The sequence below is a fragment of the Ureibacillus endophyticus genome, assembly GCF_024159215.1.
Taxonomy (GTDB): Bacteria; Bacillota; Bacilli; order Bacillales_A; family Planococcaceae; genus Ureibacillus; species Ureibacillus endophyticus.
The window spans coordinates 2,189,655-2,201,100 of sequence record NZ_JAMYWW010000001.1 but is presented as its reverse complement, the minus strand read 5'-3'; the positions used below and the strand labels follow the sequence as shown (position 1 = coordinate 2,201,100).

The following is an 11,446-nucleotide window of genomic DNA, read 5'->3' as shown; positions in this document are numbered from 1 at the left end:
GTTTTTTCATAAGTATTAGTGTAATTTTGGTGGATAACCTTGATTTAAAACAGTCATGATTACAAACCAACCAAAAATTGCTGCAGTAGCTAGGCTGAAAATGATAGCCAATACATTTTTCTCTTTAATACCTTGGAATATATTTACTACTGCAAAGATTGCTACTAAAGCGAAAATAACCATTAATAAGTTCATTAATAAGACACTCCTTTCGACATTAGAAAATGAATGTCGATAAACAATATTCCTTCTTTATTGTAAATCACAGGCTCTATTTTGTCGAGAACTAATCCAAGATAAATATGAACAAACAATGTAATTTTCTTCTTACACATGTATAATATTGAAGAGGTGAAAACAATGTTGAATGTAAAAGTTTTTAGTTTAGGCCCTGTACAAACAAACTGCTATATAGTTAGTAATAAACAGAAAGATTGTTTGATTTTTGATCCGGGTGAAGAAGCTTCAAAAATTATTAAAACAATCCGGTCCAACCAATTAAAACCAAAAGCAATATTTCTAACACATGCACATTTTGACCATATTGGAGCAGTAGATGCGCTAAGAGAAGCCTATGATCTTCCTCTATATATACATGCGAATGAGGTAAGTTGGCTTGCAGATCCTATGAAAAATGGCTCTGGCAAATATGCTGAATTACCGAATTATATTGTTGCTCCACCAAATGAAGAGCATATTATCAAAAAAGAACAAACCTTTACAATTGAGGATTTTACATTTAAAGCTGTCTTTACTCCAGGTCATTCGCCGGGAAGTGTTTCATACATTTTTGAAGATGCTGGTTTTGCAATTGTAGGCGATACATTATTTGAACGTAGTATTGGAAGAACAGATCTAATTGGTGGTTCCTTAGAAGTTTTACTAAAATCGATTCATGAAAAGCTTCTTGTATTACCCGAGGATTTTATTATTTACCCTGGTCATGGATCTTATACAACTCCTGGAGCTGAAATGGATATGAATCCTTTTTTAAATGGATTCTGATTAAAAATGAGTGCCTAGTTTTTGGTACTCATTTTTTCTTTTATATATTAAAAAAACACCGACTGAAAATATCAGCCGATGTCATTTATTAATGACCTGCACCAGGTACGTGGATAAATGTAGTATAGTACGTGAATCCAGCGAAGAAAATTGTTAAATAAGCTCCGAAAATGTACATGTACATGCGCTCTGTTAGGTTTAAAAAGCCTAATAATAAGAATAATACCGTATTACCAACGAATAATAGCGAAACCTCGTACATATCACCTAAATAGAACATTACGGCAAATATACCTGTCCAGAAAGCTAACACTTTATACATATTACTCATGAAGAATCCCTCCTTTTGCCATACGACACAATAATCTCATTTCTTATTATAAATGATTAGAAAGCTTAATGTAAACCGCTACTTCTATTTAGTTTGTGACAAACAGATGGATTATTATATTTTTACCGTATCAGGAACATTTATTGAATACTGGCAAAAATCACAATCGCTAACCATATTTTTAAATTGGACAAATTCGTTTTGTGAGAATAAAGCATCTACTTGTCCTCTTAAATAGGATTCATGTAGTTTACATACAATATTATTATTTGTAGATAATTGATTATTAAACGGACAATTATAAACTGAGAATTTTATTATTTTTCCAGTACTTGTTTCTACTATTTCTGGCACATAACCAATCATAGCTGCAGCTTGAGTTAGTATATTTACCTTTTCATCGAAACCGATAATTTGTTTTATTTTTTGTTCCGTTTGAAGTTTTTTACTAATATACTCAAATCCATCTTGATAACTAATTTCTTGGGCTGTTTCTAAAGCACTTGGACCCAATTTATCGATTAATTGAAGAGACCATTTTAATAATTGGCTTTCATCCCGTTTTGGGAAGCTTAAGACGATACCTTCCTCATTTGCCTTATAAACTCTTCCTGGACGTCCACCTTTGCCTGATTTAACAAAATCTGCTGTAATAACATTTATTTCAGATAACTTTGTTAAATGGAGTCGAGCAACGTTTGGATGAATTTTAAATTGGTCTGCGATATCCTGAACTGTAAACGGCTTTTTCTCTTGTAGCATGTATTCATATATTTGATATCGAGTTTCGTCTGCTAAAGTGCTCGTTACTTTTAAAGGATGAATCATCAAATCACCTCTCTACGAAATTTTTTATTTATATTACAATTTTATCTTTTATATAGTGGAAATGATAGAGGGAATGAAATTATTTTTCAATACTTGTAAATTTTTCAAAATATTCTTTTACCTTATTTAATTAATAGAATGGATTAAATTTAAATGAAAAATTACATTTGGTAGTTGAAAATACTATCAAATTTTTTTGTTGAGAAAATCCCTTTTCTATTATTTTTAGCCATTATATACTGTCTTTAACAATTTGCGGTCGATAAAAATTCTACTTTGAAGAGGTGTTAACGATGGACATTGAATCGGTAGTAGAAAACAAAAGTATTCAGTTATTGGTAAGAGCAATCCATTTTGGAGCTTCTGATTTACATATATTACCCACAACTGAATATTACAAAATCCATTTTAGAAAATACGGAAAGCTATTTCCGGCAGGGAATATACCGTTTGAGCTTGGGGATCGAATGATATCATTTTTTAAATTTTTATCATCACTCGATATTAGTGAAAAGCGAAAACCCCAAAGTGGATCTTTCCAAAAAAATATAGAAGAAAATATTTATTCGTTCCGAGTATCGACATTACCCTCTGTTTATCGTAAAGAAAGTCTTGTTATACGTCTTTTGCTTCAAAACTCTCGTCATCCTATTACTTCACTTTGTTTATTTCCAAATGCTGCTGATAAACTCATTCAACTTGTTTCAAATAGACAAGGACTCCTTCTGTTTTGCGGGGCTACTGGATCTGGAAAAACTACATCACTTTACTCGCTAATTAATTATTGTAGTGAAACACTTGCTAGACAGGTTATTTCTTTAGAAGATCCTGTTGAAAGTAATCAAACTCAATTATTACAAATTCAAGTAAATGAGAGAGCTGGGGTAACATATGCTTCTGGTTTAAAAGCAATTCTTCGTCATTCCCCTGATGTCATTATGATTGGTGAAATACGCGATAAAGAAACTGCAAAGGTTGCAATTGAAGCCGCACTTACAGGTCATCTTGTGTTATCAACTGTTCATTCTAAAGATACGGTGAATTGTTTATATCGTCTGATGGATTTAGATATTTCCCTTGAAGAAATGAGACAAGCGATAATTGGAATCGTTGCGCAATGTTTAGTTCAGGTTGATACCGATGAAAGAAAAGCAATTTACGAGATATTAAGTGAGTTTAACTTAGTTGAGGCAATATATTCAACCATGCGCGGGGACGAATATCGTCTACCGAAAAATGAAACTATAAGCTATCAACTCTCTAAGTTAGAGGTGAATCAAAATCATGTTCCTACAACAATATCTTGATATCAAAGATAGATATATGTCTATGAAAAACAAAGGGAAAATAAAACAAATTCCTACGTTTTTATTAAGATTAAGTACTCTTTTAGAGGAAGGTTACACATTTTCGGATTCTATTACAATGCTACTCCCATTTCATACAGAGAAAATTGATTACTGGAATACTACTATTCATGAAAGACTACGAAGTGGGGAAGACGTAGCTAGTATTTTAAGATGTTTTTCAATTCCCCAATACTATTTAATTGCAATAAAAATTGCAGAAGAAAATGGGGATATGGCGAGGGCACTAAAGAATATCGCTATTCAAATGGAATTCAATGAGAAAATGCAAAAGAAGTTAATAAAACTTTTAAGTTATCCCTTATTATTATTCGTCGTTTTAACGTGTGTTTTTATTTCATTTAGGACGTACTTTCTACCGAATATTCAGGGGATTATTCACTCAAGAACAGATGAACAAACATCAAATATTGGGTTATCAAATATATTACTTCGTTTACCTGATGTTTTATTTTTATCTATACTTTTAATAACTTTTGGGTTGTTTATATGTTCATTGTATTTTAAAAGACAAACTGTTCAACAAAGATTAATACTGTTTTTAAAAATCCCAGTTGTAAACTATTTTTATAAATTACTTCTGACTAGAGAATTATGTAGAGGTTTAGGAAGTCTATTGGTCAGCGGTTTTTCTTTACAACAAGCATTAAATATATTACAACAGCAACAATTTAATAAGTTATTAGCTTACGTTTCATCGGAAATTGAGAAACATATTATTTATGGTGATTCTCTCTCTCACTGTGTTTCCGTTATTGCTTGGTTTTTTCCGAAATTCGAGGAGTTTATTAAACACGGAGAAAAAAACGGACATCTTGGAAGAGAATTGCTTATTTATTGTGATTTACTAGATGAGAAACTTCAAAATATTATTAAAACAGGTATAGCTGTTGTACAGCCATTGTTATTTATCATCATTGCAATCTGTATTATCGCAGCATATTTAAGTGTGTTACTACCAATGTATGAAATCATTGAAATACTTTAATTGAGGTGACAATTCATGATGAAAAATTCAAAAGGTTTTACCCTCATCGAAATGTTAATAGTATTGCTGATTATTTCTGTACTAATTTTAGTAACCATACCAAATGTTACAAAACATTTTGCAACCATCGATGAAAAGGGTTGTGATGCCTATGTCAACATGGTACAAGGCCAAGTTGAAGCTTACAAAATTGACCATAAAACATTTCCCACAACCATAGAACAACTTGTAGATGAAAAATATTTAAAAGAAAACGAAACGACATGTCCTAATGGTGATCCTGTAAATATTCAAGAGGATGGTAGTGTAGTAGTTAATAGTGCTTCAAATGTTAGTGATGGCTCGTGAAAAGGATAACATTGGATAGCAGAGGATATACGCTATTAGAAATGTTACTAGTTTTATTTATTTTAACGATTATTAGTTCAATCGTACTGCAATTCTCAAATAAATTTGCAGAAAAGCAAAAAGTAGAGAGTTTTATTCAACAAGTACAATTTGATATCCAAACGATACAAGCACTTACCATAGAACAAGGCAGGGTAATTACAATCGAATTTAATGATAAACAATCGTATTATGCATATTACGATAGAAGTGGACAGCGTATTATAGATAGACCTTATCCAGCAAATATCGAATTTTCTCCCTTTAGTACCGTAAAATTGATTCGGATTTTCAATGGAGAGATAAATGACTTTGGAAAATTAAAGTTTATAACGCCTTTAGGAGAAAAACAAATCATTATAAATATTCATAAAGGGCGGATGAAGCTTGCTGAACTGTAAGGGGATAACACTTGTCGAAAGTCTTCTGACAATCGTTATTATTTTAATAATCACAGGTACACTAATACCGCTTTCTTATCAGATGTATAGCACCCTAATTAATAAAAAAATGGAATTACATGCATCTATCACTGCATACGAAGCAGCTAAGAAGATATTAAATGAAGGAAGTAATAGTGGAGTAATGAATATAGAAAGTAATGTTTATCGATGGAATTATGAAGATTCTAAAATATGCGTGCATTTTACCAATTTACATGGAGAAAGGACGAAATGTATCAACGAAATTGGAGAAATCGATTAAATTCTAGTGGGTTTACTTTGATTGAAGCATTATTTAGTTTTATTGTGTTCGCATTGTTTATTCACCTTCTTATTTTCATTTACAGTTGGCTAAATCAGATGAACGATTCAATAACAAATAATGATCATGTTGCATGGGAGTTATTCGTAAATGACTTTGAACAATATTTATCGAACGTTAAGCATATTGAACAGTCAAATACGCGTGCAAAGACTATTCAAATTAGTTATGTTAACTCCAACGAAATAGTTGTAGTTGATCAATATCAGGATATCATTCGAATGCAAAAAAATTATCTAGGTTATATTCCTCTATTAATGGGGATAAAGAATTCTTCTTTTCGTTTAAATGGCAACTATATTACCGTTTATGTTGAATTTCAAAGTGGAGCAGTAAAGGAGCGAGAATTTTTTGTACAAATACGTAATGAATAATAGAGGAGGAAGCTATTTACTTGCAATATCATTACTACTTTTAACGACATTTTTTGCGACATATTTTGTTTTTTCTTACGAATCACAAATAAAAATATATAATTCATTGGAATTCGCCAATGTTCGTGCTACGATAAACCTACTAGAGGAAATTGGTAGTAAGTAGTAACAGTTTGCGTAGTAAAGAAGGTGATATCATGCGGAAAATATATTTGGTTGGCTTCATGGGGTGTGGCAAAAGTGCTATCGGTAGAAGATTAAGCTATTTTTTAAAGATGCCATATTACGACATGGATCACGAAATAGTTCGGCAACAAGGAATGACAATTCCAGAAATATTTGAAAAATATGGGGAGGCTTATTTCAGAAATTTAGAGACAGAATTTTTACGAAATTTTCGGGACGAGGCGTGTATTATCGCAACTGGTGGTGGAGTCGCGATGAAAGAAGAAAACCGTAGACTGATGAGACGAAGTGGTCTAGTGTTTTTTTTAGATGCAACCTTCGAAGATATATATGTACGGATAAAAAATGACAAAAATCGCCCTATTGTACAACGTTCTACAAAAACTGAGTTAGAACAATTATATTATTCCAGAAGAAAATTTTACCGTGAAGCAGGTCATATCCGCGTTTTAACTGGAGGACGTACATTAAGACAAATTGTTGAATATATTGGCTTCCAAGTTAGAAGATTAAAAGGCGAATAATAGATAAAAAAATAATAAAATTGTTCGTTTTTATGACTATTTTAAAAAAAGATTGCCTTTCTATTTAATTTAATGTTAGGATATGGCTAAGAGCAGTATATTGTACATTAAATTATGAATATTGCGCGGATGATTGTACGGGGAGAGAACGTGAAGAGCGTCGCCGAAGGAGCAAGTAGTGTTAACTATGAATCTCTCAGGCAAAAAGACTCGTACAGGACGCATCTCTGGAGAGTGCTATTTTATCAAATACATTTTTTGAATGTGTACTCGTCTAAAAAGTTGCTAAAACTTTTTTGGAATGTACGTAATATCGAGTAGCGTAAAAATAGCCACCAAAGGGGAAAGCCGAATAATCAGACATGATCTATAGTCGATTGTTCTGGTGTAACTTTCAGGTGCAAGGACAGAGGAATCCTAAAAGATTAAAGGGATTCTTCTGTCCTTTTTTAGTTATATTCCTATAATTATTGCAGAAAATCCCGAATCTTAATGTTAATGTATTGTATAAATGAATTTGCTTGTTTTTATGTAATGTAATGAGGAGGAAATCGCATGTCAAACCAGTTAAAAAGAACTCCGCTTTTTGAAGAGTATGCAAAATATGGCGGTAAAACGATTGATTTTGGTGGATGGGAGTTACCTGTACAATTTTCATCTATTAAAGAAGAGCATGATGCTGTAAGAAACCGTGCTGGATTATTTGATGTTTCACATATGGGTGAAATTTTTGTTGAAGGTAAAGATGCTACTACTTACTTACAAAAATTATTATCCAATGATATTTCAAAAATACCGTTTGGTGGAGCTCAGTACAATGCAATGTGCTATGAAAATGGTGGTGTAGTTGACGACCTTCTTGTTTATTACTTGCAAGAAAATAAATATTTATTATGCGTAAATGCAGCAAATATTGAAAAAGATTTTGAATGGATGAAGCGTCACATTGAAGGTGATGTAACAGTAACAAACAAATCCAACGAATATGCTCAAATTGCACTTCAAGGACCACTTGCTGAAGAAGTATTACAACAATTAACAGAAACAAATTTATCTGAAATTAAATCTTTCAAATTTATTAATGATGTTGATGTAGCAGGTCAGAAAGTTTTAGTTTCTCGCACAGGTTACACAGGTGAAGATGGTTTCGAACTATATGGGGAACCAGCTGCCATTGTAAAACTTTGGACAAAAATCTTAGAAGTTGGAAAAGATAAAGGTGTTGTTCCAGCTGGGTTAGGTGCACGAGATACATTACGATTTGAGGCTTGTCTACCACTATATGGTCAAGAGTTATCTCAAGATATTTCACCACTTGAAGCAGGAATTGGTTTCGTTGTGAAACTACAAAAAGAAAGTGACTTTATCGGGAAAGAAGCTCTTATTGCTCAAAAAGAAGCTGGATTAAAACGCAAGATTGTTGGGGTTGAAATGATTGATAAAGGTATTCCTCGACATGGTTATAAAGTATTTAAAGACGGCGTAGAAATTGGAGAGGTAACAACTGGTACTCAATCTCCTTTAACGAAACGCAATATCGGTTTAGCTTTAATTGACTCAAAATTCACAGAATTAGATACAGAGTTAGAAATCGAAATTCGTAATAAAAAGGTAAAAGCTAAAACGGTTGCTACACCTTTTTATAAACGTTCAAAAAAATAGGAAAAGAGGGTAATTCCATGGCACATCGTTATCTTCCAATGACGGAAACAGATCAAAAAGAAATGTTAGAGACAATTGGTGTACAAAGTGTAGATGAACTATTTTCGGATATTCCAGAAAGTGTTCGCTTTAAAGGGTTATATAATATTCCAGAGGCAAAGTCAGAATCTGCTCTTCTTAAAGAGTTAAAGCAATTAGCATCAAAAAATAGTGATACAGAATCTCATGTATCGTTCTTAGGTGCTGGTATCTATAACCATTACAAACCGATTATCGTAGATCATGTAATTTCTCGTTCAGAATTTTATACAGCTTATACACCATATCAACCAGAAATTTCACAAGGTGAGCTACAAGCTATCTTTGAATTCCAAACTATGATTGCAGAGCTTACTGGAATGGATTTAGCGAACTCTTCTATGTACGATGGTGGTACATCTTTAGCAGAAGCAGGTATGCTTGCTGCTGGTCATACACGCCGTAAAAAACTCTTAGTATCTGATGCAATTCACCCAGAATATAGAGACGTTGTTGCTACATATGCATATGGTCAATCAATTGAAGTCGTTACAGTTCCATCAAAAGATGGTGTAACGGATATCGAAGCGTTGAAAGGTCTACTAGACGACCAGACTGCAGCAGTATTAGTTCAATATCCTAACTTCTTCGGTCAAATTGAAGATATTAAGACGATTGGTGAATTAACTCATGATGTGAAAGGATTATTCATCGTTTCGGCAAATCCTCTTGCTCTTGGCGTATTAACACCACCTGGCAAATTAGGCGCAGATATCGTAACTGGGGATGCACAACCGTTTGGTATTCCTGAAAGTTTCGGAGGTCCGTACTGTGGATATTTTGCAACAACTTCAAAATTAATGCGTAAAGTGCCTGGTCGCTTAGTTGGTGAAACAGTTGACCACGAAGGACGCCGTGGATATGTATTAACATTACAAGCTCGTGAGCAACATATTCGTCGTGAGAAAGCTACTTCTAATATTTGTTCAAACCAAGCATTACTTGCACTTGCAGCATCTGTTGCTATGACAGCTCTTGGTAAACAAGGCGTACAAGAAATGGCGAAGCAAAATATTGTAAAAACAAGATTTGCAAAAAATGCCTTTGAAAATGCTGGATTTGTTGTTCCTTTCCAAGGTTCTCACTTTAACGAGATCGTTGTGAGAACAAATAAACCTGTTAGTGAAATTAATAACAAATTACTAGAAAAAGGTATTATCGGTGGTTTCGATTTAGGTCGCGTTTATCCGGAATTAGAAAATCATGCGTTAATTGCTGTGACAGAATTACGTACAAAAGAGGAAATCGAAACATTAGTTGCAGAAATGGGGGCTTACAATGCTTAACGAAAACCAATCTCTTATTTTTGAATTATCGAAAGAGGGACGTGTAGGTTATAGTTTACCTGAAATCGATGTACCTGATTTCGATCTTGCTGAACTTTTACCAGAAGGATATGTTCGTGAAGAAGCTGCCGAACTTCCAGAAGTTTCAGAGCTTGATATTATGCGTCACTATACTGCACTTTCACGCCGTAACCATGGTGTAGATTCAGGTTTCTATCCACTTGGTTCGTGTACAATGAAATATAATCCAAAAATTAATGAAAACGTTGCTAGACTTTCTGGATTTGCTAATATACATCCACTACAAGATGAATCAACTGTACAAGGTGCTATGGAATTACTATATGAGTTACAAACCTCTTTAGTTGAAATTACAGGTATGGATGAAGTAACTTTACAACCAGCAGCGGGTGCTCATGGTGAATGGACAGCATTGATGATGATTCGTGCGTTCCATGAAGCAAATGGTGAAGGACATCGAAACAAAGTAATCGTACCAGACTCTGCTCACGGAACAAACCCTGCTTCTGCAGCTGTAGCTGGTTTTGAAACAATTACAGTTAAGTCAAATGAAGACGGATTAGTAGACTTAGAGGATTTACGTCGTGTAGTTGGAGAAGATACTGCTGCATTAATGTTAACAAACCCAAATACATTAGGTTTATTTGAAGAAAACATTCTTGAAATGGCTGAAATTATTCATAGTGTAGGTGGGAAAGTATACTATGATGGAGCAAACTTAAATGCGGTTATGTCAAAGGCTCGTCCTGGAGACATGGGCTTCGATTGTGTTCACTTAAACTTACACAAAACATTTACTGGTCCTCACGGTGGTGGAGGTCCTGGTTCTGGTCCTGTAGGGGTTAAAGCGGATTTAATTCCATTCTTACCAAAACCAGTATTAGTGAAAAAAGAAGATGGAACATTCCATTTCGATTACGATCGTCCACAATCAATTGGCCGTGTAAAACCTTATTACGGTAACTTTGGAATTAACGTTCGTGCTTATACTTATATTCGCACAATGGGTCCAGAAGGGTTAAAAGCAGTAACAGAATATGCTGTATTAAACGCAAACTACATGATGCGTCGTTTAGAACCTTATTTCGATCTTCCATATAACCGTCATTGTAAACATGAATTTGTGTTATCTGGACGCCGTCAAAAGAAATTAGGGGTTCGTACATTAGATATTGCAAAACGATTACTTGACTTCGGTTATCATCCACCTACAATTTACTTCCCATTAAACGTGGAAGAAGGAATGATGATTGAACCTACAGAAACAGAGTCAAAAGAAACGTTAGATGCATTTTGTGATGTTATGATTCAAATCGCAAAAGAAACAGAAGAAAACCCTGCAATTGTACAAGAAGCACCTCACACAACTGTCGTAAGCAGATTAGATGAAACACGTGCTGCACGTACACCAGTGCTTCGTTATACAAAAGTAGAAGCTTAATATTTTGAAGCGTCTCACTATAGTGAGACGTTTTTTATGGTGTGCGTGGATGGTTGAAATGATTATATTAGTGGAAATCAAAAAATTATTTTAATTTAATAGTGACTATTTATATAGGAAGAAACTATTTTTTTCTAAAAGATAATAGGGAAAAAGTCTAAAAATATATTAAAAATGGGATGCCCCTAAAGAATGGCATCCCA

At 33.6% G+C, this 11,446-nt stretch carries 15 protein-coding genes and 1 riboswitch; of the genes, 12 read left to right on the top strand and 3 right to left on the bottom strand.

Annotated features, from left to right (window positions below):
* Positions 1-15: 15 nt before the first annotated feature.
* Positions 16-195, bottom strand: a complete 180-nt coding sequence (locus NKR20_RS10820; protein ID WP_121214870.1) for a DUF2759 domain-containing protein — start codon at positions 193-195, stop codon at positions 16-18.
* Between the two features lie 165 nt (positions 196-360).
* Here NKR20_RS10820 and NKR20_RS10815 point away from each other — a divergent pair, with 165 nt between their 5' ends.
* A complete protein-coding gene (locus NKR20_RS10815) occupies positions 361-1,005 on the top strand; it encodes an MBL fold metallo-hydrolase (protein WP_253426509.1) in 645 nt (214 codons plus the stop codon).
* Positions 1,006-1,093: 88 nt separating this feature from the next.
* Here NKR20_RS10815 and NKR20_RS10810 read toward each other — a convergent pair whose 3' ends face one another.
* On the bottom strand, positions 1,094-1,336 hold the full coding sequence (locus NKR20_RS10810) for a DUF2626 family protein (protein ID WP_097075345.1): 243 nt from the start codon (positions 1,334-1,336) through the stop codon (positions 1,094-1,096).
* A gap of 114 nt (positions 1,337-1,450) precedes the next feature.
* Entirely contained in the window at positions 1,451-2,164 is a 714-nt protein-coding gene (locus NKR20_RS10805) for a helix-turn-helix transcriptional regulator (RefSeq protein ID WP_121214872.1), read from the bottom strand.
* A 293-nt stretch (positions 2,165-2,457) separates the two neighbouring features.
* On the opposite strand from NKR20_RS10805, the gene comGA reads away from it, so the two are divergent.
* The 11 genes from comGA to gcvPB all read left to right on the top strand — a co-directional run bounded on the left by comGA (position 2,458) and on the right by gcvPB (position 11,243).
* Positions 2,458-3,471 carry a competence type IV pilus ATPase ComGA gene (comGA, locus tag NKR20_RS10800; protein ID WP_253426506.1) on the top strand — a complete coding sequence of 338 codons (1,014 nt, stop codon included), beginning with the start codon at positions 2,458-2,460 and terminating at the stop codon, positions 3,469-3,471.
* Complete coding sequence (comGB, locus tag NKR20_RS10795) at positions 3,449-4,519, top strand: competence type IV pilus assembly protein ComGB (protein ID WP_253426503.1); 1,071 nt, start codon at positions 3,449-3,451, stop codon at positions 4,517-4,519. The genes comGA and comGB overlap by 23 nt, the downstream gene beginning before the upstream one ends.
* An 18-nt stretch (positions 4,520-4,537) precedes the next feature.
* On the top strand, positions 4,538-4,867 hold the full coding sequence (gene comGC, locus NKR20_RS10790; protein ID WP_121214903.1) for a competence type IV pilus major pilin ComGC: 330 nt from the start codon (positions 4,538-4,540) through the stop codon (positions 4,865-4,867).
* Positions 4,868-4,878: 11 nt separating this feature from the next.
* Positions 4,879-5,307, top strand: a complete 429-nt coding sequence (locus tag NKR20_RS10785) for a type II secretion system protein (protein WP_170148433.1) — start codon at positions 4,879-4,881, stop codon at positions 5,305-5,307.
* The gene (locus NKR20_RS10780; protein ID WP_147404819.1) at positions 5,294-5,611 is read left to right on the top strand and encodes a hypothetical protein; all 318 of its coding nucleotides are present in this window, start codon (positions 5,294-5,296) and stop codon (positions 5,609-5,611) included. The genes NKR20_RS10785 and NKR20_RS10780 overlap by 14 nt, the downstream gene beginning before the upstream one ends.
* The gene (gene comGF, locus NKR20_RS10775) at positions 5,581-6,045 is read left to right on the top strand and encodes a competence type IV pilus minor pilin ComGF (RefSeq protein WP_170148434.1); all 465 of its coding nucleotides are present in this window, start codon (positions 5,581-5,583) and stop codon (positions 6,043-6,045) included. The genes NKR20_RS10780 and comGF overlap by 31 nt, the downstream gene beginning before the upstream one ends.
* Positions 6,038-6,211 (top strand): hypothetical protein, encoded by a 174-nt coding sequence (locus NKR20_RS10770; protein WP_253426485.1) that lies wholly within the window; start codon positions 6,038-6,040, stop codon positions 6,209-6,211. The genes comGF and NKR20_RS10770 overlap by 8 nt, the downstream gene beginning before the upstream one ends.
* Before the next feature lie 31 nt (positions 6,212-6,242).
* On the top strand, positions 6,243-6,755 hold the full coding sequence (locus tag NKR20_RS10765; protein WP_121214878.1) for a shikimate kinase: 513 nt from the start codon (positions 6,243-6,245) through the stop codon (positions 6,753-6,755).
* Positions 6,756-6,884: 129 nt separating this feature from the next.
* Positions 6,885-6,977: riboswitch (glycine riboswitch) on the top strand.
* 333 nt (positions 6,978-7,310) lie between these two features.
* Positions 7,311-8,417, top strand: coding sequence for a glycine cleavage system aminomethyltransferase GcvT (gene gcvT / locus NKR20_RS10760; protein ID WP_121214879.1), 1,107 nt, complete (start codon positions 7,311-7,313; stop codon positions 8,415-8,417).
* 17 nt (positions 8,418-8,434) lie between these two features.
* Complete coding sequence (gcvPA, locus tag NKR20_RS10755) at positions 8,435-9,781, top strand: aminomethyl-transferring glycine dehydrogenase subunit GcvPA (RefSeq protein ID WP_253426482.1); 1,347 nt, start codon at positions 8,435-8,437, stop codon at positions 9,779-9,781.
* On the top strand, positions 9,774-11,243 hold the full coding sequence (gene gcvPB / locus NKR20_RS10750; protein ID WP_253426478.1) for an aminomethyl-transferring glycine dehydrogenase subunit GcvPB: 1,470 nt from the start codon (positions 9,774-9,776) through the stop codon (positions 11,241-11,243). The genes gcvPA and gcvPB overlap by 8 nt, the downstream gene beginning before the upstream one ends.
* Positions 11,244-11,446: the final 203 nt, after the last annotated feature.